Consider the following 22761-nt stretch of genomic DNA (forward strand, 5'->3'; position numbering starts at 1 on the left):
GGCCGGGGCCTCACGCCGGAGTGAGGCCCTGGTTCCCCACCTCCGTGACGAACGATCCGGCCGTGGCGACGGGCGCGCCGGGCGTGGTGACGGCCGACACCGTGCGGTAGTCGGCGCGTGCCTGGTCACGGCCCAGCGTGACGACCGTGTACCCGCGCCGGCCGTTGAAGAACTTCATGTGCGGGTTGGCCTGCATCTGGTTGGTCCAGGAGGCCGGCCGGTCGGATCCGTCCTTGCCGCTGGTGATGGACGTGGCGACGATCTCCGTGCCCAGTGTGCGGGACGACGGGTCGTCGAAGTCCTTCTTCAGGTCGAAGCCGTAGCTGACGTGGACGTCGCCGGTGAGCACCATCAGGTTGTCGATCCCGGCGGCCTCCGCACCCTTCAGGATCCGGTCCCGGGAGGCCGGGTAGCCGTCCCAGGCGTCCATGGACAGCTTGAAGTCGTCGGTCGGCACATCGCGCCGCTGGGCGAAGGTGACCTGCTGGGGCACGACGTTCCAGGTGGCCCGCGAGGCACGCCAGCCGTCGAGCAGCCAGCGCTCCTGGGCGGCGCCGGTCAGGGTGCGCGCCGGGTCCTCGGACTCCGGTCCCGGCTTCTGCCAGCCGTCCCCGTACGCCTGGTCGCTGCGGTACTGGCGGGTGTCGAGGATGTCGAACTGGGCGAGCCGGCCGAACTGCAGGCGCCGGTAGAGCTTCATGTCGGGACCGGTGGGGCGCTGCGGGGCGCGCAGCGGCTGGTTCTCCCAGTACGCGCGGTACGCGGCGGCGCGGCGCAGCAGGAACTCCTCCGGCGGGACGTCGTTCTCCGGGGTGCCGCCCGCGTAGTTGTTCTCGGTCTCGTGGTCGTCCCAGGTGACGACGAAGGGGTGCGCGGCGTGCGCGGCCCGCAGATCCGGGTCGGACTTGTAGAGCGCGTACCGCAGCCGGTAGTCCTCCAGCGTGACCGTCTCCCGGTTGAAGTGGGCGGGGAGCGTGCGGTCGGTGTAGTTGCGGGCTCCGCCGGCCGCGGTCACGGCGTACTCGTACAGGTAGTCGCCGAGATGGAAGACGGCGTCGACGTCCTCCTGCGCGAGATGGCCGTACGCGGTGAAGTAGCCGTCGTGGTAGGCCTGGCAGGAGACGGCGGCGAGGGTCATCGCGCTGTTGCGGGCGTGCCGGGCGGGGGCGGTGCGGGTCCGGCCGGCCTGGCTGATCCACTTCCCGGCGCGGAAGCGGTAGTAGAAGACCCGGTCGGCGTCGAGCCCCCCGACCTCCACGTGGACGCTGTGGTCGAACTCCGGGTGGGCGGTGGCGGTTCCGCGCCGGACGATCCGGGTGAACCCCTCGTCCCTGGCGAGTTCCCAGCGCACCTGGACGCGGGCCTCCGGCAGCCCGCTGTCCGGCTCGTACGGGCGGGGCGCGAGTCTGGTCCACAGCAGGACCGAGTCGGGCAGCGGGTCACCGGAGGCGACGCCGAGGGTGAAGGGGTCCTCCTTGATCTCCGCGGCTCCGAGCTCCGCGGCGCTCGCGGTACCCGCGGCCGGCAGGTTGACCGAGAAGGCGAGCGCGGCGGCGGCGCCGGTGACGGTGAGGAAGCGGCGGCGGCCGATGTGCCGCGCGGCCTCGCGCATCTCTGCTTGGTGCGATGAGTAGGTCATCTGTCCCTCCCCTGACTGGTGGTGTACGCGCAGATTCCACCCGGCCGGCGCATCGGGCGGTTGTCGCGATCGCGTCGCGCAGACGTCGCGCGGGTGAGGAGTACGGCGGTAATGGCCCCTGGAGGACGAAGCGCGCACACGCACCGAAACGATGATCATCGCTGATCGGCCGGGCGGCGGCGGAATCGCCGGGGAACGCCGGGGAATCACCCCTCGGAGCCCGAACCGGCCGTCCGAGGACGGCCCTTGAGGCCGGAGGCGTACGCTGCGGCGTCATGAGCAACAAACTGTTGAACTCCGGTGCGAGGACGGCCGTCGTCACGGGTGCCGGCTCCGGCATCGGCCGCGCGGTGGCCCTGGCCCTGACCGGCGCCGGCTGGTCGGTCGCGCTCGCCGGACGCCGCCCGGACCCCCTCGCCGGGACGGCGGAGCTGGCCGGGGCGGGCGCCCGGGTCATCACCGTCCCCACCGACGTCTCCCGCCCCGGGGACGTGGACGCGCTCTTCTCCGCCGTACGGAAGTGGACCGGCCGCGCCGACCTGCTGTTCAACAACGCCGGGACGTCAGGCCCGGGTTCCGTCCCGGTCGAGGACCTCTCCTACGACGACTGGCGCACGGTCGTCGACGTGAACCTGACGGGGGCGTTCCTGTGCGCACAGGCGGCGTACCGGCAGATGAAGGAGCAGGACCCGCAGGGCGGCCGGATCATCAACAACGGCTCGGTCTCCGCACACGCGCCGCGTCCCCACTCGGTGGCGTACACGGCGACCAAGCACGCCATGACCGGGCTCACCAAGTCGCTCTCGCTGGACGGCCGTCCGTACCGGATCGCCTGCGGGCAGATCGACATCGGCAACGCCGAGACCGAGATGACCGAACGGATGCGGAGCGGCGTCCCCCAGGCCAACGGGGCGGTGGCGGTGGAGCCGGTGATGGCGGCGGCGGACGTGGCACGGACGGTCCTGCACATGGCGGAGCTGCCGTTGGAGGCGAATGTGCAGTTCGCCACGGTCCTGGCGACGACGATGCCGTACGTGGGCCGCGGCTGACGACGGCGGGCGCGCCGACGACGGGACCGTCCGAGGCGCCGGTGTCAGGGCCGCGACCGGTGGGGGCGGAGACCGCAGTCCGGCGCGCCGACCGGGAATGCTCCGGAGCGGGGCATGGTTGAGCTGCGGCATGAGCCAGTTGTCAGGCACCGAGGTGCTGCGCTACACCGCTTTCTCCACCGACCCGGCGGGCGGCAATCCGGCGGGCGTCGTCCTCGACGCGTCCGGTCTCGACGACGCGGCGATGCTCGCGGTCGCAGCGTCGCTCGGCTACAGCGAGTCGGCGTTCCTGACCGGGCCCGGCGAGGCCGGTGGATCCGCGGGCCGCGGCTACACGATCCGCTACTTCAGCCCGAAGGCCGAGGTCCCGTTCTGCGGCCACGCCACTGTCGCGACGGCCATCGCCCTCGCCGAGCGCAGCGGCCCCGGCGACCTGGTGTTCACCACACGGGCGGGCACCGTCCCGGTCACCGTCGACCGGGACGGCGGCGAGCTCCGCGCCACCCTCACCAGCGTCGATCCGCACGTCACCGATGTCGCCCCGCAGGACCTGGCCGAGGCACTGGCCGCCCTGGACTGGCCGGCCGGCGACCTGGACCCGGCTCTGCCGCCCCGTATCGCCTTTGCGGGCGCCCGCCATCTGGTGGTGGCCGCGGCGAGCCGGGAGCGGCTCGCCGACCTCGCCTACGACTTCGCGCGGCTCGAGGCCCTGATGCACCGGCTCGATCTGACCACGGTCCAGCTGGTGTGGCGCGAGTCCTCCGCCGTCTTCCACGTCCGCGACCCGTTCCCGGTCGGCGGCGTGGTCGAGGACCCGGCGACGGGTGCGGCGGCGGCCGCCTTCGGCGCGTACCTGCGGGAGCTGGCACTGGTCCCGGACTCCGCGGTCCTCACCCTCCACCAGGGTCAGGACATGGGCCGCCCCGGCACACTCACGGTCGAACTGCGCGCGGGCGACGCCCGGGTGCGGGTGAGCGGAACGGGCACACGCATCCCGACGGATCGGTGAGCGACGGCCCGGCGGTCAGGTGAGGTGGCGCGCCGGGCGTTCCGGACCGCGGGGTCACCGGGGCGGGACCAAACCGATCCACTGCCGGTACCAGGCGGCATGGCGGGAGAAGGACGCCGCGAAGCCCTCGCCCGGTTCGCAGTCGAAGTCCTGCGGGACCCGGTCGTCGGCGAACCAGTGGTCCACGGCGAGCATGTCGAGGTGGTGCAGGGCGTACGGGACGCCGGCCAGCCGGCTGCGGGCGACTTCCATGCCGATGCCGGTGACCGTCATGGGCAGTCCGAGTTCTCCGACGACCGTCGACAGCAGCTCCGAACAGGTCACCGGTTCGGGGTGGTTCACGTGGTAGACACCGACCGGTTCCTTCGGTGAGAGCGCCGCGCCGAGCAGCGCCCGCCCCAGGGTCTCCACGTCGATCAGCGAGTGCCGTGCCGCGCACCCGGCCGGCGCGGCCCCGAGCTGCCGGAGCAGGGCGACCAGTCCCGGCACCGCCCACTTGTCCCCGACGCCGTGCACGAGATGGGGCCGCAGAACGGTTCCGCCGGCCGCGAGGACGTGCCGCTCGGCGGCGGCGCGGGTCAGGCTGGTGGCCGAGACCGGGGCGGGTTCGGCGCCGCCCGGCGTCAGCCCGGTGAACGGGCCGCGGCCGTAGACGGATGCCGTGCTCAGATAGACGATCCGGCCTACTCCGCAGCGGCGGGCCTCGTCGACCAGGGCGCGGGTGCCGTGGTCGTTGACGGCCGTTGCGGTCTCCGGGTCGCCGCCGATCTGCGAGGCGCAGTGGATCAGGACGTCGACGCCCCGGCAGACGTCGCGCAGGGACGCGGGGTCGGCGAGATCTCCGTACACGGTCTCGGCTTCCGGCTCCCCGGCGAGCGCGGTCCGGTGCGTCATCAGCCGCAGCCGGGTCCCGGGGGCGTTGCGCGCGGCTGCCGCCACGCGGCTGCCGACGAACCCGGTGGCGCCGGTGAGGAGGATGCGTGTCGTCATGCCCGTCCGGTCCGCTGGTATCCGCCCCCGGCTGCCGGGGAGTCGAGGGTGCTGGTGAAGACCGGTTCGCCGTCCTGCGTGGCCCGGACCTGCACCCGGGTCGTCGACCGGTCGCCGGACGGGACGGTCCGGGCTTCGATCAGGCAGGGACGGTCGAGCTCGACATAGCGGAGGAAGGCGTTGTCCATCGCTGTCGGGAGGAAGGCGTGCCGGACGTCCAGGACGTTGGCGGCCTGCCTGGCCGCCTCCAGCAGCAGGATGCCGGGCACATGGTCGTTGGGCCGGGCGAACAGGGTCGGGTGCCCGGTGTCGAGCCGCAGCTTCCAGACGTTCCGGCGCGGCGTCGGGGACAGCACGACATCACGCTCCGACGTACGGCCCGCCTCGTGCGGTGCGACGGACGGGAGCAACGGCAGCGGGGCGCCGATCACGGACCGGCGGTCTCCGCGCAGCCGCTCGTACACCCGGGCCGAGGTGCAGCTGATCCGGCCGCCGCCGGCCGCGATCCTGCGGCCGCTGCGGTGCAGCAGCAGCTCCAGCTGCATCGAGCCGAGTCCGCTGCCGCGGCGTCTGATCCGGGAGCAGGAGACGTCCACGGTGATGTCCCAGGCCCCCGAGGGGACTTCGGCCCCTTCGCCGGGCTCCCTTGATCCGTCGCGTGCCGCCCCCAGGACGAGGCGGTCGGGCGCGGAGACGTACCTCAGCTCCCACATCACGAACTGGTCCCCGACCGGAACGTCGAACTCGGCGTGGGACAGCAGCATCGTCGTCTGGCGCATGGTCTCCGCGATCAGCAGCGGATCCTGGTAGCGGCCCGAAACGGGAGCGAAGAAGCGGTGCGTGCGCGGCCAGCGGGCCGATACCGAGAACCGGGTGTCGGTCTGCCGGGTCCAGCCGGTCGGAAAGATGTCCTCGGCATCGGATCGGTGGACCAATTGTCCTGAGAATTCGGTGCGTCTGCCTATCGGTGAGAGCACGGCACTGCGTGAGGTGAGCTGAATCATGAAGTTCCTCCCAGAGGATCCATGTAGGAGGCCAACCACCCCCGCAGTAAGATACTGACAGCCCGGTTTTCCTTTCCAGCCATACCCCTGTGGTGCTGACCACGTCATGACTAGAGAGACTCATAGCTGATGGCACAGCAGGCGCGCGCGATCCAGACTCGGCGGTCGATCCTGGTGGCGGCCGCCGCCGTATTCGATGAACGCGGCTACAGCAGCGCCACCATCAGCGAGATCCTCGCCAGGGCGGGCGTGACCAAGGGCGCGCTCTACTTCCATTTCAATTCGAAGGAAGAGCTGGCGCTCGGCGTGATGGACGTCCAGCTGGACAGTGCACCGCTGCCGCCGCAGCTGACGAAGCTTCAGGATCTGGTGGACCAGGGAATGATTCTGGCCTATCGGCTCCGCCATGAGCCACTGGTGCGGGCCAGTGTCGGACTGGCGATGGATCAGGCGGTCGAGGGCCTGGACCGGGGAACTCCATTCCGCGCCTGGATAGACCGGCTCGAACTGCTGCTGAGTGCGGCGAAGAGCCAGGGCGAACTGCTGCCGCACGTCCAGCCGCGCGAGACCGCGGAGCTGCTGGCGGGCGCCTTCTCCGGAATTCAGGTGATGTCCCAAGTCCTCTGCAAACGCGAGGACTTGGGGCGCCGCATCTCGGTGCTTCTGCATTACATCCTGCCGAGCATCTCGACACCGTCCGTGCTCGCGACTCTCGACATGGCCGAGGACCGCGGCGAGCGGCTGCTCGCCTGGCTGGAAACCGTGCCGAGCCAGGCCGCCGCGATCGGCTGACCGCGCGGAACCGCCCGATCCGGCCCGGAACCGTACCGGACGGTCCGAATCGGGCACTCTCCATGTGCACCCGCGCCCCGACGGGGTGGCCCGCCCTCTCGGCGCCGTATTCGGCCGCGCCGGCCCGGCCCGTCGAGGAAGACGGCCGATCGGGCGGTATCGGCGCCGGTGGCCCGATGAATCCGGCCGACGGCGGGAGTCCTACTTCCGACCGCACGACCTGGAGAAGGTGGACCGATGGCGACCGATCTGCACGACATCCTGGAAGCACACGTCAGCAAGGGCCCGGTGCCGGGCGCGGTGGGCCTGGTGGCCCGCGGCGACCGGATCGAGGTGAGTGCGGTCGGCTCGGCCGACATCGAGGGCACCGCCCCGATGACCCGGGAGTCGATCTTCCGTATCGCCTCGATCACCAAGCCGATCGTCGCCGCGGCGGCCATGCTGCTGGTCGAGGACGGCCGGATCGGGCTGGACGATCCGGTGGACCGGTGGCTGCCCGAACTGGCGTCGCCGAAGGTTCTCCGCACGCCGTCCGGCCCGCTCGACGACGTGGTGCCGGCCACCAGGCCGATCACCGTGCTCGACCTGCAGACCTTCCGCGCCGGATACGGCTTCCCGGCCGACTTCTCGGTGCCCGGGGTGGCCCCGCTGTTCAGCGAGCTGAAGCAGGGACCCGAGCCGGCGGCCGCCCCGGCGCCGGACGAGTGGATGGCGACGCTGGCCCGCATCCCGTTGCTGCACCAGCCCGGCGAGGCCTGGCTGTACAACACCTGCTCGGACATCCTGGGCGTGCTGATCGCCCGGGCCACCGGCGCATCCCTGCCCGACTTCCTGGCCGAGCGGATCTTCGAACCGCTGGGCATGCCGGACACCGGCTTCGTGGTCCCGCAGGCCGAGCTCGACCGGTTCACCAGCTACTACCGCATCGGCCCGGACGGCGACGCGCAGCTGGTGGACGCCCCCACCGGACAGTGGAGCAGCATGCCCGCGTTCGCGTCCGGAGCGGGCGGGTTGGTCTCCACGGTCGACGACTGGCTGGCCTTCGGCCGGATGCTGCTCGCCGACGGCGGCGGGCTGCTGTCGCCCGCATCGGTGCGGCAGATGACCACCGACCGGCTGACCCCGGCCCAGCGCGAGGCCAGTGCGCTGTTCATCGAGGGCCAGGGCTGGGGCTTCGGCGGTTCGGTGGATGTGGAGCAGGTCGATCCGTGGAACGTGCCGGGCCGCTACGGCTGGGTCGGCGGCACCGGGACCACGGCCCATCTCTCCCCGTCCACCGGCGCCGTCACCATCATGCTCAGCCAGTTGGAGATGACCGGTCCGACGCCGCCCGCACTGATGCGGGACTTCTGGCGGTACGCGGCGGACGCCTGACGGGGCGGGGCGGCCGACCGGCTCGTGGGCCGCATCCGCCGGTGCGACCCACGACCGGTCATGCCGGCAGGACGGCGCCGAACTCCTCGCAGACGTCCCGCAGTTCGGCGGCCTCGTCGAGCGGCGCGTCGGCGAGATGCAGTTGGTAGAGGTCGATCCGGTCGGTGCCGAGCCTGCGCAGTGAGGCGACGAGCGCCGCACGGGCGTACGCGGGTGTGATGTCGCCCTTGATGAGTGTGCGGGACCGTTCGTCGAAGCGGTTGCCCCACTTGGTGGGGCGATGACGACGTCATCACGGTGCCCGGCGAGGGCCCGGGCGAGAATACGTTCGCTGTGCCCGGTCCCGATGCCCTGACGCCCCGGGACCCTGTTTCCCGTTTCTGTCTCCATGCCTGCCGAGGGCAGGAGTTGAAGTACGCGCGAAGGCAAGCGCTCCGTCCGGACCTGGCAGGCTGCACCGTATGTTCTCCGAGACGAACTCCGCGGACGGTGTGCACGCGGAAGAAGCGGACCTGTCCCCCTGGGACACCGTCGACGGCCTCCGCCGCTGGCTCGACGCGGGGACCGGGATCCGTCCCGAGCAGGATCTCCTGCTGCGGATGCTGAAGCTGTCCGAGGAGGTCGGCGAAGTGGCCCAGGCCGTCATAGGGGCCGTCGGCCAGAACCCGCGCAAGGGGGTGACCCACTCCTGGCAGGACGTGGAGGCCGAACTCTGCGACGTCATCGTCACGGCGATGGTCGCCCTGCGCACCCTCACCCCCGAGGCGCCGGAGGTCTTCGCGGGACATCTGCGGCGCATCGCGGAGCGCGCGTCGTCCTCGGAACGAATGCCGTGACCGCTGGACCCCGACGGCCCCACCCCGTGCCCCGGCGGGGCCGTCCCGGCCGGCCGCGACTCCATGACGGGGCGGCAACCGGCAGCTGAACAGCGAGCGACTACGATCACGGGCACCGCAGCGAGCCCAGGAGTGCTGACCTTGTCCGAACCGCGCATCGGCGTATCCATCGTGACCATGGGCGACCGCCCGCAGCAGGTCGAGGCCCTGTTGGCCTCGGTGGCCATGCAGGACGTGCTGCCGGCCCGTCTCGTCGTCGTGGGCAACGGCTCACCGCTCCCGGACTACACCGGTTTCCCCGGCCTGTCCGGGCTGGCCGGCGGTGTGACCACCATCGAGCTGGACGAGAACCTCGGCTGCCCCGGGGGGCGTAACGTCGCCATCGCGACGCTGGCGGAGTTCGGGGACGTGGACGTCGTCGTCGAGCTGGACGACGACGGCCTGCTCGTCGACGCGGGGGTGCTGCGCAAGGTCCGCGAGCTGTACGCCGCCGATCCGCGGCTCGGCATCGTCGGGTTCCGGATCGCCGACGAACACGGCGAGACCCAGCGCCGTCATGTCCCCCGGCTGCGCGCCACCGATCCGATGCGGCGCGGCCCGGTCACCGCGTTCCTCGGCGGCGGCCACGCGCTCTCCATGGAGATGCTTGCGGAGACCGGCCCCTGGCCTGCGGAGTTCTTCTTCACGCACGAGGAGACGGACCTGTCCTGGCGGGCGCTCGACGCGAGCTGGAAGATCCTTTACGAGCCCGACCTGCTGCTTCAGCACCCCAAGACGTCACCGGCCCGGCACTCGGTCTACTACCGGATGACGGCCCGCAACCGTGTCTGGCTGGCCCGCCGGAATCTGCCTCTTCCCCTGGTGCCGGCCTACCTGGGCACCTGGACCCTGCTCACCGTGGCCCGTACCCGCTCGGCCGCGGGGCTGCGCGCCTGGGCGGGCGGCTTCGCCGAGGGGGTACGCACCCCGTGCGGCCGACGGCAGCCGATGCGGTGGCGCACGGTCTGGCGCATGACGGTACTGGGGCGGCCCCCGGTCATCTGACCCGGACCGCGCGGGCGGGCGCCCGGCTCACCCGCCGGCATCCGCCGGTGCGCGCCCCGGAGCCAGCAGCAGATCGATGAAGGGCACGGTGTCGCCCGGCAACAGGTACCGCTCGACCTCGACGAACCCCCGCGCGTGCGCGAACCGCAGCCCGTCCGGGTTGGTCGCCAGCACCACCGTTCCGATGGCGTCGGCGCCGAGCTCCCGTGCCTGCGCCAGCCCGCGCGCACAGAGTTCCGTACCGATCCCCTGCCGCCGGTGGGCGGGGAGCACCCGGGCGATGACCGTGGCCACGGCCTCGTCGCCGGCGGGCGGCCGCACCGTCGAGCAGCCCACGAGAACGTCACCCAGGTAGGCGACCTCCAACCGGTTCCGCCGGACGCGCTCACGCACCTCGTCGAGGGAGAGCACACCCGTGGGGATGATCGTGTTGTGGACGTGCTGCCAGTCGTGGAGCGTGGCTGCACCGTCCACCGGTTCAAAGCGGAGACCGTTCATCGCCACAGAAAACCGTCGGTGCGACGGCACGTCAACTCCGTTCCGGAGCAGGGTGGAAGAGCCGCCGGCGAGGACGGGCACTCCGCACGGCGACGGCGCCCTCCACGGAGCGGTCGGGCTCACGGGTATCCCTGCCAGGAGGCCGTGGGGGTGGAGGTCACCTGCCACTGGTCGAGGATGCCGTCCCAGTCGTGCATCGGTGCGGAGTTGAAGGTGGCTGGCGGCACCTGCTGCTCCCACGTCGCCTCCTGCTGCGGCGGACGGTTCTGGGTGGGGTAGTACCACTGCCGGGGCGGGGTCACCGAAGGGGCCTCGGCGCCGTTGACCCGGCGATGGCGGCCGGAGCGGTCCACGGGCTGCGGGGTGGCGTGCGTGAAGCGTCCCTGCGCCTCCAGGTACCGGGTGCGGGCCACCAGCCGCGGGAGATCGAGACCGAGTTCGCCGGCCAGGACGGCGAGGTCGATCCCGGTGCTCCAGGCGCCGACCAGGACCGCGTCCACCGCCGACGACGAGGCTCCCCCCTGGGCCGGCTCGTCGGGAGCCGTTGCGGCGTGCGGGATGCTCGGGGCGTGCGGGGGGCACGGAGGCGCCGCCGGAACCTCGTACGCCTCCGATCTCTCCTCCGTATCCGTGAACGGCAGGAGTCTCTCCACGTCCTCGGCGGGCGGCTCGTTCGATTCGTCGGGTGAACCGTCCAGCAGCGCCTTGGCGATCGCCCGGGCGTCGTCCTTCCCCACCGTGCGGCGGGCGAGCCGCACTTCGCGTTCATGGAGCCCCAGCAGTGTGGCGACGGTCCCGTCATTTCCCAGGGTCACCGCGAACGCGGCCAGCGTTCTCATGCGCATGGCGTGTTGCTCGTCGAGGTCGCTCTGCGCACGACGCACGTCCTCGTCACTCCCGAAATATGCCCGCGCCAGCACGGCATGGCGCTCCCACAGCTCCCTCGGTTCCATATGCGGCACAACGCCTCCTGATTCGATTTGAATCGTTTTTCGAACCGAAGGCATCAAGAAAGGTGAAACAGCATCTAATCGTTCCGTATAGCACCGTAGTTACCCGGGTGAGCGCTGATCGTTACCATCATCATGAACGCACCCACATCCGCCACCGCGGCCGGCAGAGGCTCGACGACATCCGTTCCGCATCCCTCGCAGGCCCCACGCGGATCCCATGCCCGCCCGAGCTCGCGGGCGCAGCTGGATGTGTCCCCCGGACCCCGCGCGTCACGGGGTCAGCTGTCCGGGGCGTTCATGCCGGGCCAGGCGCACAAGGAGACGGCGAGCGAGACGCCGTTGTACGCCGAACTGGTCGCGCGCTGGACCGCGTGCGCCGCCACGGTGCCCGGTGTGCCCGACTCCGAATGGCAGCGCCTGACTTCCTACCAGTCCTTCCTTCGGGACGTCGAGTCGGTGCTCAGGGATCTCCGCCCCCACCGCGCCCCCGACACGCTGTGCGGCCCGGCCGGCGCACCGGCTTACCGGGTGGCCGTGGCACAGGGATGACACCGGGCACGGAACACCCACGGCCCGTACCCGGGAACGACCGCTGCTCCCGTCGCCGCGCGAGCGGCGACGGGAGCAGCGGAATCGGTGATGCCGGGCGGGACGGGATCAGGGAGCGGTGCCCCAGGTGAGGGTGGAGCCCACGTAGACGCCGATCTTCGACGCGTCGGCGTACGCGGTGTTGGTCGAACGGCTGTAGTCGTCGGCCTCGTTGAAGTTCGACCAGTCGGACTTGTTCAGCCGCAGCTGGATCTCACCGGTCGAGGCGCCCGCGGCCAGGCTGCCGCTGCCGAAGCCGACCTCCAGGTAGTGGCTGGCCCCGGCGGCCGAACTGCCCGAGGACGTCACACCGGTGGTCACGGTCGAGCAGCCCAGCACCGCATAGTCGCAGGCGGTACCGAAGGTGCTCGCACCGGCCTCGGGAGTGAACCAGTAGCGCACCTTGACCGTGGACAGGTTCACCGCGGCGCTCCCGGTGTTGACCAGTTGCAGGCCCATCCGGATCTGGTTGTCGGTGGCCGACGAGTCGGAGTTCTTGTACTGGACCTTGAGGGTGCCGGTACCGGTGCCGCCACCCGCGTCGGTGGTGGCGGAGACCGCCGCGGAGGCCGCCGAGACGTTACCGGCCGCGTCCCGGGCCTTGACCGTGTAGCTGTACGCGGTCGAGGCGGTGAGTCCGGTGTCGGTGTACGAGGTCGACGCCGAGGAGCCCACCTGCACCCCTGCCCGGTACACGTCGTACGCCGTCACACCGGTGTTGTCGGTCGAGGCCGACCACGACAGCGAGACGCTGCCGCTCGTCTTCGCCGTGACCTTCAGGCCGGTCGGCGCCGACGGCGCCTGGGTGTCGCTGCCGCCGCCGGGGGTGCTGCCGTCGAGGGGCGGGTACGCGTTGCGCACCAGCTCCTGGAACTGGGCGGAGAACCAGTGGCCCGCCAGCGGCGAGTCGGGCAGTGCACCGGTCAGGTTGTTGCCGTTGCGGCCGTTACCCGTGTACGTCGGGTCGCACATCCGGTCGAAGCCCTTGCCCTCGTCGTTGGCGATGGCCTGGCTGTTGCCGTCCGACTCGCCCGGGGGCTTGGCCCAGACGTAGGCGTCGATGCCGGCTTCCGGGGCGGCGGTGGGCCGCTCACCGATGCCGGCCCCCTTCTGGTTGCACCAGTTGCCCGCGTGGATGCGTCGGTCGATGCGGCCGCCGTTGACATAGTCGTCCACACTCGTCAGCGGGCCCGCGCCGGCCGGCCGGGAACTGCCGCCCCAACCGTTGCGCGCCGTGTCGATGAGCATGCCGATGTTGGAGGCGAAGCCCTGCCCGACCATCTCCGTGCGCAGTGCCTGCGCGAACGAGAGCTCGTCGACGTAGTAGTTCCAGTCCACCCACTTGGACTGGCGCACCGTCGTGCCGTTCACGGTGTCGGTGACCTTGAAGTTCGGCTCCTTCAGCGCCGAGTAGTTGGCCGTGTTGACGATGAAGCCCTGCACGTCCGCGACCGTTGCGCCCTCGGAGGTCGCGGCCTTCTTGAACTCCTGGGCCGCCGGGACGAAGTTGGAGTCCCAGCCGAGCCAGCCGTGGTGCCCGGCATCGACGTAGTTGTAGACATTGGGGATCGCGCCCAGGGTGTGCAGCGCGTAGCCGACGCCCTTCTCGTAGTTGCCGTTCTCCTTCATCGTCTGGCACTGGGTGGTGGATCCGGCGGTACCGCCCGCGTTGGTGACGATGTTGGGCAGCGAGTCCGGTTCGATGATGGTGACGATGCGCAGGTTCGCGTAGGCGGGGTCGTCGAGGATGTCGGCGATGGGGTTGATGTACTCGGTCTTGTAACGGTCGAGTTCGGTCGGGCCGAGCTCACCGTTGGAGGCGAGCGCGGCGCAGTCACGGCCGGGCAGGTCGTAGATGACGACCTGGAAGAGGTTCGCGCCCTGGTCGAGCGCCTCGTCGAGGTGCTCACGCAGGCTCATCGCGTCGCCCGCGCCCTCGATGGCCGCGATGCGGTCCATCCAGACGAACGAGGGCTCGTCGGCGATGGCGCTGCCGCCCGGCTCGGCGGCGGCCTTGGCGGACCACTGCGGGTTCACGTACGCCTTCGCCCCGGCGTACGGGTTGTCGACGCGGGCCGCGGCGGAGGCCGGTGTGGGGACGGCCACGGCCAGAGCCGCTCCGAGCGCCAGAGCGGAGAGCGCGGCGCATTTTCTGCGTATCCCGTGCAGGGTGGACCTTCGTGTTCTCATTGCGGCTCCGTATTCCTTTCGTACGCCGGCGGGTACTCCCGCGGGCGGGTTCATGGGTGTTCGGGGGCTGCGTGGTGCCTACGGCCCGGTGCCCCGTACCGGTCGGCCGTCGATGTGGGCCCCGGTCTGCGGGGGCGTCGGTGGGCGGGGAGATGGTGCCCCGATGGCGGGAACGGCGGGGTTGAAGTCCCGCCACCGGGAGTCCGCTCGGGTCGCGTGCGACCGTCGGAGCGTCAGGGGGCGGTTCCCCAGACGAGTGTTCCGCCGAGGTACACGGCCACCTTCGGCGCGTCGGCGTACGCGGTACCGGTCGAACGGCTGTAGTCGTCGGTCTCGTCGAAGCTCGACCAGTCGGACTTGTTCAGGCGCAGCTGGATCTCACCGGTCGAGGCGCCCGCCGCGAGGGTGCCGCTGCTGAATCCGGCCTCCAGGTAGTGGTCGGCGCCCTGTCCGGCGCCGGCCGAAGGAACCACCCGGTGCGTGACACTGCCGCAGCCGACGGCGGCCCAGTCGCAGTTGGTGCCGTACGTGGTGGCTCCGGACTCGCCGCTGAACCAGTAGCGGACGGTGACGTCCGACAGGTTCACGGGCTGTGTTCCGGTGTTCACCAGTTGCAGTCCGGGTCTGATCTGGTTGTCGCCCGGGGCGGCGTCGTTGTTCCTGTACTGCGCCTTCAGCGCGCCGGTCCCGGTGCCGCCTCCGGCCCCGGTGGTCGCGGTGACCGCCGCCGAGGCGGCGGAGGTGTTCCCTGCGGCGTCCCGCGCGCGGACCGTGTAGCTGTACGCGGTCGAGGCGGACAGCCCGGTGTCGGTGAACGAGGCCGAGGCCGTGGTGCCCGTCCGGACTCCGTCGCGGTAGACGTCGTACGCCGTGACGCCGGTGTCGTCCGTCGACGGTGTCCAGCTCAGCGCGGCCGTGCTGCTGGTCGTCCCGGTGAGACGGACGCCCGTCGGCGCCGACGGCGGAGCGGTGTCCCCTCCGGTGCCTCCGCTGTCCGCGCTCGCCGTGAAGGAGTAGCTCCTGGTGCCGAGCCCCTGGCCGCCCTGCCAGATCTCGAACCCGGCCTCGGCGTCGATCAGGTAGTGGGCGGGGTTGATCGAGCCACGCGTGACGGCGTCGTCGATCAGGCCCTTCACGTCGAGACCGGCGAATTCGGTGGCGCCGTTCTGCAGCACATACGAGATGACCTTCCAGCCCGAGGCGCCGGGCCCCGTCCAGACGTCCCAGGTCCTCCCGTCGAGCTGCGCGGTGCCGGTGCGGGAGCCGATCGGCTGGACACCCCCGCGGTGGTTCATCCAGATCATCACCTCGGTGCCGTCCGGTTGGTCGTCCGTGACCGGGGCCGAGTTGAACCAGAGGTCCATCGACACGTTGTACGCGCCCGAGTCGACCTGCGTCGTGGACCAGGAGGTACGGGCGCTGCCCAGGTCCGCGACGCGCAGCGGCAGTCCGCTGTCCGCCGTGCACACGCCCCAGTGGCAGCCCCTGTAGCTGGAGGGGTAGGTGGCCGGGGCGCCGTTCGTCGGCAGGGCGAAGGACGACTCGGTGACGCTCCAGGCGCCCGTGGCCGGGTCGGCGCTCACGCACTGGCGGGCCGTGGAGTTCCACTCGTTCTGCTGGTAGATGTACTCGCCGCCCTGGAGCTCCGTCGTCCCCCACGCCGTGCAGTCGGTCACCGGAGCTGCCGCGGCGGGAGAGGCGCCGGCCAGGAGTGAGGCAGCGGCGAGCAGCAGTGCCGCGGCCGTCGCGGCGAGAGCGGAGCGGGCCCGGCCACCGCTTCCGGCCACCCTGTCCGTGCCGGGACGCCTCACGGTGCGACTCCCCACACCAGGGTGGAACCCACGTAGGCGGCGACACGGGAGGCGTCCGCGTACGCGGTGTTGGTGCCGCGGCTGTAGTCGTCGGCCTCGTTGAAGTTCGACCAGTCGGTCTTGTTCAGCCGCAGCTGGATCTCACCGGTCGACGCTCCCGCGGCCAGGCTGCCCGCGCCGCCGGCGAACCCGACCTCCAGGTACCGGTCGGCCCCGGTCTTCGGAGTGCCGGCCGTCACCACGGTGTGCGTGATGTTCGACGACCCGAGGGCGGCGTAGTCGCAGTACGTACTGAAGGTGCTCGCGCCGGCCTCGGGACTGAACCAGTACCGGAGCTTCACCGTGGACAGGTCCACCGGCGCGCTTCCCGTGTTCAGGATCTGCAGACCGAGCCGGATCTGGTTGTCGGTGGCCGACGAGTCGGTGTTCTTGTACTGGACCTTCAGCGCGCCGGTGCCGCCGCCGCCCGATTTCGTGGTCGCGGAGACCGCGTCGGAGAGGGCCGAGGTGTTCCCGCCCGCGTCCCGCGCCGCCACCGTGTAGCGGTACGCGGTCGCGGCCGCGAGGCCCTCGTCCGTGTACGTCCTCGCCGTCGCACTGCCGGCCAGCACGCCGTTGCGGTACACGTCGTAGCCGGTGACGGCCACGTTGTCGGTCGACGCGGACCAGGACAGCGACACACTGCTGCTCGTGGTTCCGGTGACCGTCAGCCCGGCGGGCGCCGTCGGCGCCTCGGTGTCACCGCCGCCGTCCCCCTCGACCAGCAGTTCGGCGTAGATCGAGAAGGCCAGCGCGAGCGCCGCCTGCGCCCAGAAGCGGTGGTACGTGAAGGTGGGTGCGGCGCCGCCGTCCAGGTAGGCCTGGACCTTGGGCCAGTCCGGGTCGTCCCGGTACCAGGAGCGCAGGCCGATGAAGGTGACGCCCGGCTCGACCGTGTCGCCGTTGGGCATGTCGCCCGACCAGCCCTCGGGCACGAACACCTTGTCGTCGAAACGGTTGTAGTCGGCCCGGGTCTCCGGCACCGCGATGCCCTTGTCGTCGGCGTTCAGTGCCATCGCGTCGAGCAGGGCCTTGGCCAGTGCCCCGGCGGCCGCGTCACCGGACTTGGCCGCGTAGTAGGTCAGCGTCTTGACGTACGCGGCGCCCACCCCGACGTCGTTGGAGTAGTCCACGACCGAGACGTGCAGCCCGGCGTTGTTCCCGGGGGACGCCGGGTTCCAGGTGTCCGGCTTTCCGGTCCAGTTGAGGGTGGAGGGGAAGCGGTAACTGCCGTCGGCGCCGACGGTCGTCTCGCCGGAGGCCCAGGCGACCCACTTGGACAGCACCGCCTCGGCGGTCGCGTTGCCGGTGACGTAGTAGTACGCGGCGACGCGCTCCATGCCCCACGCCTGGAAGCCGAACCAGTTGTTGCTCGGCGGGTCGTGGTAGACGGGCTGCCAGTCGTAGGCCATGCCGTAGAAGGTGGGGGTGCCGGCCGGCGGGGTGCCGTACTTCCCGTCCCAGCTGTTGGTGCAGCCGCCCGCGAACGCGCCCTCGGTGGTCTGCAGCCACTGCAGGAACTCAAGTTGCCGGGTCAGGCTCTTCGCCCAGTCGGTCCTCGCCGTCGCCGACTTGGGGGTCAGCGCCGGGACGTTGGACAGCGCCCATGCCGAGAGGGGGTTCTGGTAGCCCTGGTGGGAGGCGCCGTCACCGATGCGCCAGGCCCAGCCGCCCCCGCTGCCCGCGGCCGCGCCGCCCCAGGCGTAGTACCACGACAGCAGGTAGTGCTGGGAGTCACGGCCCGACGCGGCCGGGCAGGAGTTGGGGTCGGTGCAGCTGCCGATCCGCTTGAAGTACTTGTCGAACATCGCGTAGCGGAGGTAGTCGCCCATCTTGGCGGCCTTGGCCACCGACGCGGCGATGTCGCCCTCCTTGCCCTGGGCGGAGGCCCAGCGGTAGGCCCAGTAGGCAGCCTGCACCGCGCGGGCGTCGGCGTCCGGCGCGTTGGTGTACTTCCACTGCTTGGCATAGCTCGCGTCGTCGACGAAGAGGTCGAGATAGCCGTTGGGGCCGCCGTAGTTGAAGAGGTCGGTCGTCGGCTGCGGGATGGTCTCCCACACCGACTCCTGCGCACCGCGCTGGTAGGTGTTGATGAACGAGGGCCCCGCACCCGGCCCCGACTCGCCGCCGGTGCCCGGCTTGTTGCCGTAGCCGTAGGTGTTGTCGAGGTCCATCAGCCAGTGCATGCCGTAGACGTCCTTGGTGCCGTAGGACGAGGCCAGTTCCGTGGCGATGGGGTCCGAGCCGACCGGCACCGAACCGTCCAGGGCGGACGGGTAGTTGTCGGGGAGCGGCCACTCGGGGGCATAGGTCGCGGGAGAGCTCGGGTTGTACGAGTCGCTGGTGGACTGGTCGGCGTGCTGCGGGATGATCGTGCGTTCCGCGACCGCCCAGGCGTTGTTGAAGGGGGCCCAGTCCCCGGTCACCCGGCCGTACGCCGCCTCCAGCCACATCCAGAAGCTGACGGCCTCGGAGGTGGTCTCGTGCCCGTGGTCCGGCGCCTCGACCATCAGGGTCTCGGCCGAGTGGTACGGGAGGCCCTCGGGGCTGAAGTAGCCGTTGGCCGCCGCCTTGATCTTGCCGTACTGGGTCAGGAACGCCTGGGTGTACGGATCGTCGGCGGCAGCGGCGGCGCGGGCCCCGCCACTCGTCCGGGGGGCCGGCACGGCGACGGCGGAGCCCTGGCTCAGGCCCATCGCGATCAGGCTGCCACCTAAGGCGCTGCTGAACGTTCTACGTGATATGGACACAAATCCTCCACTGGCGGGTGTCGTGGGAGAGGCGGGGGGAGGGGAAGTGGTGCGGGTCGTGCGGGCTGTGCGGGCCGGCCGGGGTGCCGGCAGTGGATCAGGGCTCCAGGCCCCAGACGAGCTCGCCGTCGACGTAGACCGTCACCTTCGGGGCGTCGGCGTAGGAGTCTCCGGCGCCGTGGCTGTAGTCGTCGGTCTCGTCGAAGTTCGACCAGTCGGTCCTGCTCAGGCGCAGCTGCATCTCACCGGTCGACGTCCCCGGTGCCAGGCTGCCGCTGCCGAGGCCGACTTCGAGGTAGTGGTCGGCGCCGGTGTGCGGGGAGCTCATGGCGGCGACCCGGTGGGTGAGGGTGGAGCAGCCGAGCGGGGACCAGTCGCACCATGTGCCGTACGCGGAGGCCCCGTTGTCGCCGGTGAACCAGTAGCGCACCGTCACCCCGGACAGATCGACCGCCGCGCCGCCGGTGTTCACCAGCTGGAGTCCCGGCTTGATCTGGTTGTCGGAGACCGACGAGTCGTTGCTCCGGTACCGGGCCCTGAGCGCTCCCGGGTCGGCAGGACCGCCACCGCCGTCGTCGCCCAGCGCGGCACGCACCGCGGCGTAGGCGGGCTTCGTCCGGAGATTGTCGTCATACAGATTGGCCGCGCCCTGCCCCGGGAACGCGCCGGGAACCCACGAGTACTTGTCCGTGTAGTCCCAGACCGTGATGCCGACGCACCGCTCCACCCCCAGGCACGCCTCGACGACGTCCCGGTAGTACGTGGCCTGCGTGGCGAGCCCGGCCGCACCTGCGGGCAGTTGCATGCGTACGTCGAGTTCGGTGACGGCGACATCGAGCCCCAGGTCGGCGAAGCGCTGCAGGTTCTGCCGCATGCCGCCGGGGAAGCCGTACTGGACGGCCAGATGCCCCTGGAACCCCACGCCGTCGATCGGTACGCCTTCGGCGACCAGACCGCTGACCAGGTCGTACATGGCGTCGCTCTTCGCGCCGAGGCCCTCGGTGTTGTAGTCGTTGATGTAGAGCCTGGCGTCCGGGTCGGCCGCGTGGGCGGCGCGCAGGGCGGTCGCGATGTAGTCGCTGCCCATGGCGTCGTAGAAGGGGCTGGTACGGAAGGTCCCGTCGTCGTTGAACGGCTCGTTGACGACGTCCCAGGCCGCGACCGACCCCCGGTAGTGGCCGGCGACTTCCGTGATGTGGTTCACCATCGCCGCTTCCACCTGCGCCGACGGCAGGGCGGACACCCAGCCGGGCAGTTGGCTGTGCCAGACGAGTGTGTGACCTCGCACGGTCTGGCCGTGTGCCTGCGCGAAGCCGGTGATCGCGTCACCCTTGGCGAAGTCGAACCGGCCCTGCTGCGGCTCGGTGGTGTCCCACTTCATGGAGTTGCCCGGAGTGATCTGACCGAACTCGGAACCCAGGGTGGCCGTGTAGGCGCTGTCGGAGAGTTCCGGGTTGTCGGTCGCCGAGCCGAAGTACCTGCCCTGGGCCGAGGCGAGGTCGTGCAGGGTCTCCTGCCCGGCCGCAGCGGCCGGCCCTGCTGTCAGAGCCGCGGTGACGCCGCATACGGCGAGCAGCAGCACAGCCGTCCGGCCAGGGCGGCGTCGCGTGGAGCGCTTCGTCAGACTCATGACATTCGCTTTCCTCGGCCGGGAGCGGCCGGGGGTCCGGGCGCGCGGCAGCGCATCCGGACCCCCGGCTCACGTCCCGAAGATGTGGGGAGCAGAGGGGGAAGGAAGTGTGCAAGTCTTGATGGTGGGAGCGCTCCCAAAGTGGCGCGGCGATAGGCACCTGTCAAGTGTTGAATCACAACTGCCTTACGTTCGCGTTAAGTTGATGACGGAATCTCCAGGCCGTCCAGGACACACAACCGCTGGCCCCGGGCCGGGCGCGGAACCGGGATCGCGTGCGGGATCGCCGGGCCGACCTGGCCGAAAACAGCCGCTCGGAGACCGTCACTCTCCGAGACGAAGGCCCTTGACGGATCCCTCGTACGGACAGGCGCGCCCGGCCCGGCACTTGAGCGCACCCAGGGGCAGGCCATCTATGCAACCCGCCGGGGGACGCGCATCATTGGGTTGCTTCGCTCGCACCACCACCCCCGGCCGCGACGTGGGCACCTCCCTTCACATGGATCCGCCACCGCTCGGCCGTAGAAATGTCATGCACTTGTCAACTCTCAGGAGGGACAACACGATGGCTTGCGGATCGACCAGCCTGTGGGCCGGTGAGACCAGCTGGTTCTGCTGCGGGAACGCCTGGGGCCCCTGCTCCAGTGCCGGCGGCGGCGCCTGCGGCAACTGCCAGTCCAGCGCACATCACGGCGCGTGGCCCAACGCCTCTCAGGCGTGCTGGAACATCACCCGGCCCGACCTCTGCGGCGAGAACATCCCCAGACGCGGCTGCGGTGCGGTGATGAACATCAAGCACCAGTGCTCGGGCGCGACGGTGTGCATCACGATCACCGACTGCGGCCCGCGCACCAAGGACTGGTGCGGCGAGGCGACCTGCTGCAACGGCACCTGTCGCACCAACCGTGTCCTCGACCTGACCCCGGCCGCCTTCTCGGCGATCGGCAACCTGAGCTCCGGCAAGCTGCCGGTCTACATCTACGAGTGAGGAGGACCGCCATGACCGCACGACACGACCGGACCGACGGGATGCGCCGCCGGCGCTTCCTCAGCACGGCCGCCCTCGGTGGCGCGACCATCATCGGCGCGACCGCGCTCGGCGGCCTCGACGCCGAGGCCGCCTTCGCCGCGGAGCCCTCGCTCGACCCCGCGATAGCCAGGTCCACCTTCGTGGAGGGCCGCATCACGGGCATCACCGGAAGCGTCCTGGAGGTGGCTGGCTCGAACGGCGGCCACTCCCGGGTGCAGATGACCAACGTGACCAGCGTGTGGAAGGTACGCGCCACCACGGCCGAGGTGATCGAGGTCGGCGACGGACTCTACGCACGCGGCGTCACGATGCCCGACGGCACCGTGGCCGCCGACGCGGTGTGGGTCAACATCGTGAACCTGGACACCCAGATCCGTGGCATCGCGAAGAACCGGCTGCATCTCGCCCACGGGCAGCACGAACTGGTCGGCCACGTCGCCCCGGACGCCAGTGCCTCGTACGCGGGCCGGGCACTCACCTCCGACCTGTCCCAGCTGCGCATCGGACAGAGCGCCCAGGTGCTCGGCGCCTGGCGGCCGGCCGACAACTCCGTGGATGTCGTCCGCATTTCCGTCGGGCACTGATGCGGGCGCCAGGACACAGGGAGAGGAAGAGATGCTGTCACTGACCACGTGCCTGGCCCCGCTGGTCCTCGCGGGCCTGCTCGGGTGGACCGGTGCGGTCAAGGCGTTCAGCCGGGGCACCGCACAGCAGGCGCCGAAGACGGTGCTGGCCCGCATGCTGCGCAGCAGCGAGCGGGCCACGGTGGTGCTGCGCGCCACCGGCGGGGCCGAACTGCTCATCGCCGCAGGTCTGTCGGCCGCACCGGGGAGCCCCTTGCCGGGCACCGCCACCGCGGTCCTCGGGGCGGGGTTCCTCGGCTATCTCGGCTACGGCCGGGCGGTGGCACCGGAGTCCTCCTGCGGCTGCTCCGCGCGTGAGGACGCCCCGATCACCTGGCGGGCGTTCGCACGGGCGGCGGTCGTGCTCATCGGCGGGGCCACCGTCGCAGTGGCACAGGACCCCTGGTGGCCGACGCTCTCCGGCCGGCCGGCCGGAGCCCTCGCCTTCCTGGCCGGGGCGGCGGCGGTCCTGGTCGCCCTCTCGGCCGACCTGGACCGGTGGTGGCTGCTGCCGCTGCGCCGGACGAGGCTGCGCGTCTTCGGGCACCCGCTCCTGGGTACCGCCGGCGGGGACCGGGTGCCGGTCGCGGCGAGCGTCGAACTCCTGGAGCACTCCCTGGCCTGGCAGGCCGCCGCACCGGTGGTGCGGTCCGCCCTGCTGGACCACTGGGAGGAGAACGGGTGGCGCATCCTCCAGTACTCGGGTGTGTACGGGGACCGGGAGAACGCGCGCCCGGTCGCGGTGGTGTTCGCACTCGACGCCACGGCCGGCCGCGACACCGATGACTCCCCGATCGTCCGTGTCAGCTACGTCGACGCGGACAGCGGGGAGGCGGTGGCCGTGGAGGAACTGGAGGCGGTGCCGTCGCGGCGGATCCTGCCCATGGCGGGATGACGCCACGACCGTCGGGC

At 71.1% G+C, this 22761-nt stretch carries 18 protein-coding genes and 3 pseudogenes; 10 read left to right on the forward strand and 11 right to left on the reverse strand.

Going from position 1 to position 22761, the window contains the following annotated elements; all coding sequences use genetic code 11:
* Window positions 1–10 precede the first annotated feature (10 nt).
* Window positions 11–1639: an alkaline phosphatase D family protein gene (locus ACFVXE_RS12215; protein WP_389670985.1), complete on the reverse strand. Its 1629-nt coding sequence runs from the start codon at window positions 1637–1639 to the stop codon at window positions 11–13.
* A 275-nt stretch (window positions 1640–1914) separates the two neighbouring features.
* Between ACFVXE_RS12215 and ACFVXE_RS12220 the strand changes: the two genes are divergently transcribed.
* Both ACFVXE_RS12220 and ACFVXE_RS12225 read left to right on the forward strand, forming a co-directional pair.
* Window positions 1915–2688 (forward strand): SDR family oxidoreductase, encoded by a 774-nt coding sequence (locus ACFVXE_RS12220; RefSeq protein ID WP_389670987.1) that lies wholly within the window; start codon window positions 1915–1917, stop codon window positions 2686–2688.
* A gap of 130 nt (window positions 2689–2818) precedes the next feature.
* Complete coding sequence (locus tag ACFVXE_RS12225; RefSeq protein ID WP_389670988.1) at window positions 2819–3697, forward strand: PhzF family phenazine biosynthesis protein; 879 nt, start codon at window positions 2819–2821, stop codon at window positions 3695–3697.
* Window positions 3698–3751: 54 nt separating this feature from the next.
* Here ACFVXE_RS12225 and ACFVXE_RS12230 read toward each other — a convergent pair whose 3' ends face one another.
* Window positions 3752–4687: an NAD-dependent epimerase/dehydratase family protein gene (locus ACFVXE_RS12230; protein ID WP_389670990.1), complete on the reverse strand. Its 936-nt coding sequence runs from the start codon at window positions 4685–4687 to the stop codon at window positions 3752–3754.
* Window positions 4684–5691, reverse strand: a complete 1008-nt coding sequence (locus tag ACFVXE_RS12235; protein WP_389670992.1) for a ScbA/BarX family gamma-butyrolactone biosynthesis protein — start codon at window positions 5689–5691, stop codon at window positions 4684–4686. Before ACFVXE_RS12235 ends, ACFVXE_RS12230 begins: the two co-directional genes overlap by 4 nt.
* 129 nt (window positions 5692–5820) lie before the next feature.
* Between ACFVXE_RS12235 and ACFVXE_RS12240 the strand changes: the two genes are divergently transcribed.
* Together ACFVXE_RS12240 and ACFVXE_RS12245 are read left to right on the forward strand one after the other, a co-directional pair.
* Complete coding sequence (locus ACFVXE_RS12240; RefSeq protein ID WP_389670994.1) at window positions 5821–6483, forward strand: ScbR family autoregulator-binding transcription factor; 663 nt, start codon at window positions 5821–5823, stop codon at window positions 6481–6483.
* 237 nt (window positions 6484–6720) lie between these two features.
* The gene (locus ACFVXE_RS12245; RefSeq protein WP_389670996.1) at window positions 6721–7857 is read left to right on the forward strand and encodes a serine hydrolase domain-containing protein; all 1137 of its coding nucleotides are present in this window, start codon (window positions 6721–6723) and stop codon (window positions 7855–7857) included.
* 79 nt (window positions 7858–7936) lie between these two features.
* On the opposite strand, the pseudogene ACFVXE_RS12250 reads toward ACFVXE_RS12245, so the two are convergent.
* A pseudogene (locus tag ACFVXE_RS12250) lies at window positions 7937–8202 on the reverse strand (aldo/keto reductase); the annotation flags it as partial.
* Between the two features lie 116 nt (window positions 8203–8318).
* On the opposite strand from ACFVXE_RS12250, the gene ACFVXE_RS12255 reads away from it, so the two are divergent.
* Both ACFVXE_RS12255 and ACFVXE_RS12260 read left to right on the forward strand, forming a co-directional pair.
* The gene (locus tag ACFVXE_RS12255) at window positions 8319–8693 is read left to right on the forward strand and encodes a MazG-like family protein (RefSeq protein WP_389670998.1); all 375 of its coding nucleotides are present in this window, start codon (window positions 8319–8321) and stop codon (window positions 8691–8693) included.
* A gap of 141 nt (window positions 8694–8834) precedes the next feature.
* Entirely contained in the window at window positions 8835–9737 is a 903-nt protein-coding gene (locus ACFVXE_RS12260) for a glycosyltransferase family 2 protein (protein WP_389671000.1), read from the forward strand.
* A gap of 27 nt (window positions 9738–9764) precedes the next feature.
* On the opposite strand, the gene ACFVXE_RS12265 is transcribed toward ACFVXE_RS12260, so the two are convergent.
* Together ACFVXE_RS12265 and ACFVXE_RS12270 are read right to left on the reverse strand one after the other, a co-directional pair.
* Window positions 9765–10235, reverse strand: coding sequence for a GNAT family N-acetyltransferase (locus tag ACFVXE_RS12265; protein ID WP_389671002.1), 471 nt, complete (start codon window positions 10233–10235; stop codon window positions 9765–9767).
* Between the two features lie 119 nt (window positions 10236–10354).
* Window positions 10355–11197, reverse strand: a complete 843-nt coding sequence (locus ACFVXE_RS12270) for a hypothetical protein (RefSeq protein WP_389671003.1) — start codon at window positions 11195–11197, stop codon at window positions 10355–10357.
* Between the two features lie 123 nt (window positions 11198–11320).
* Between ACFVXE_RS12270 and ACFVXE_RS12275 the strand changes: the two genes are divergently transcribed.
* Entirely contained in the window at window positions 11321–11737 is a 417-nt protein-coding gene (locus ACFVXE_RS12275) for a hypothetical protein (protein ID WP_389671004.1), read from the forward strand.
* A 108-nt stretch (window positions 11738–11845) separates the two neighbouring features.
* On the opposite strand, the gene ACFVXE_RS12280 is transcribed toward ACFVXE_RS12275, so the two are convergent.
* From ACFVXE_RS12280 to ACFVXE_RS12300, 5 genes and pseudogenes are all read right to left on the reverse strand, one after another.
* Entirely contained in the window at window positions 11846–13966 is a 2121-nt protein-coding gene (locus ACFVXE_RS12280; protein WP_389671006.1) for a glycoside hydrolase family 6 protein, read from the reverse strand.
* A 233-nt stretch (window positions 13967–14199) separates the two neighbouring features.
* A pseudogene (locus ACFVXE_RS12285) lies at window positions 14200–14955 on the reverse strand (cellulose binding domain-containing protein); the annotation flags it as partial.
* A gap of 30 nt (window positions 14956–14985) precedes the next feature.
* Window positions 14986–15792 (reverse strand): annotated as a pseudogene (locus ACFVXE_RS12290) (hypothetical protein); the annotation flags it as partial.
* Entirely contained in the window at window positions 15774–18521 is a 2748-nt protein-coding gene (locus tag ACFVXE_RS12295) for a glycoside hydrolase family 48 protein (protein WP_389671118.1), read from the reverse strand. The pseudogene ACFVXE_RS12290 and the gene ACFVXE_RS12295, both read right to left, overlap by 19 nt.
* Before the next feature lie 142 nt (window positions 18522–18663).
* Window positions 18664–20196, reverse strand: coding sequence for an endo-1,4-beta-xylanase (locus ACFVXE_RS12300; protein WP_389671008.1), 1533 nt, complete (start codon window positions 20194–20196; stop codon window positions 18664–18666).
* A 565-nt stretch (window positions 20197–20761) separates the two neighbouring features.
* Between ACFVXE_RS12300 and ACFVXE_RS12305 the strand changes: the two genes are divergently transcribed.
* From ACFVXE_RS12305 to ACFVXE_RS12315, 3 genes are read left to right on the forward strand one after another with little or no spacing between them, the layout of a single operon-like run.
* Window positions 20762–21184 (forward strand): hypothetical protein, encoded by a 423-nt coding sequence (locus ACFVXE_RS12305; RefSeq protein WP_389671009.1) that lies wholly within the window; start codon window positions 20762–20764, stop codon window positions 21182–21184.
* An 11-nt stretch (window positions 21185–21195) separates the two neighbouring features.
* Window positions 21196–21810: a cell wall protein gene (locus ACFVXE_RS12310; protein ID WP_389671011.1), complete on the forward strand. Its 615-nt coding sequence runs from the start codon at window positions 21196–21198 to the stop codon at window positions 21808–21810.
* Window positions 21811–21841: 31 nt separating this feature from the next.
* Window positions 21842–22744, forward strand: coding sequence for a MauE/DoxX family redox-associated membrane protein (locus ACFVXE_RS12315; protein WP_389671012.1), 903 nt, complete (start codon window positions 21842–21844; stop codon window positions 22742–22744).
* Window positions 22745–22761 lie beyond the last annotated feature (17 nt).

This window comes from Streptomyces sp. NPDC058231 (assembly GCF_042882275.1).
Lineage (GTDB): Bacteria > Actinomycetota > Actinomycetes > Streptomycetales > Streptomycetaceae > Streptomyces.

Coding starts and splice junctions, on each gene's coding strand:
- ACFVXE_RS12305 (WP_389671009.1), top strand. CDS start 20,762: ATGGCTTGCGGATCGACCAGCCTGTGGGCCGGTGAGACCAGCTGGTTC.
- ACFVXE_RS12315 (WP_389671012.1), top strand. CDS start 21,842: ATGCTGTCACTGACCACGTGCCTGGCCCCGCTGGTCCTCGCGGGCCTG.
- ACFVXE_RS12265 (WP_389671002.1), bottom strand. CDS start 10,235: ATGAACGGTCTCCGCTTTGAACCGGTGGACGGTGCAGCCACGCTCCAC.
- ACFVXE_RS12255 (WP_389670998.1), top strand. CDS start 8,319: ATGTTCTCCGAGACGAACTCCGCGGACGGTGTGCACGCGGAAGAAGCG.
- ACFVXE_RS12220 (WP_389670987.1), top strand. CDS start 1,915: ATGAGCAACAAACTGTTGAACTCCGGTGCGAGGACGGCCGTCGTCACG.
- ACFVXE_RS12275 (WP_389671004.1), top strand. CDS start 11,321: ATGAACGCACCCACATCCGCCACCGCGGCCGGCAGAGGCTCGACGACA.
- ACFVXE_RS12230 (WP_389670990.1), bottom strand. CDS start 4,687: ATGACGACACGCATCCTCCTCACCGGCGCCACCGGGTTCGTCGGCAGC.
- ACFVXE_RS12225 (WP_389670988.1), top strand. CDS start 2,819: ATGAGCCAGTTGTCAGGCACCGAGGTGCTGCGCTACACCGCTTTCTCC.
- ACFVXE_RS12235 (WP_389670992.1), bottom strand. CDS start 5,691: ATGATTCAGCTCACCTCACGCAGTGCCGTGCTCTCACCGATAGGCAGA.
- ACFVXE_RS12300 (WP_389671008.1), bottom strand. CDS start 20,196: ATGAGTCTGACGAAGCGCTCCACGCGACGCCGCCCTGGCCGGACGGCT.
- ACFVXE_RS12245 (WP_389670996.1), top strand. CDS start 6,721: ATGGCGACCGATCTGCACGACATCCTGGAAGCACACGTCAGCAAGGGC.
- ACFVXE_RS12280 (WP_389671006.1), bottom strand. CDS start 13,966: ATGAGAACACGAAGGTCCACCCTGCACGGGATACGCAGAAAATGCGCC.
- ACFVXE_RS12215 (WP_389670985.1), bottom strand. CDS start 1,639: ATGACCTACTCATCGCACCAAGCAGAGATGCGCGAGGCCGCGCGGCAC.
- ACFVXE_RS12240 (WP_389670994.1), top strand. CDS start 5,821: ATGGCACAGCAGGCGCGCGCGATCCAGACTCGGCGGTCGATCCTGGTG.
- ACFVXE_RS12310 (WP_389671011.1), top strand. CDS start 21,196: ATGACCGCACGACACGACCGGACCGACGGGATGCGCCGCCGGCGCTTC.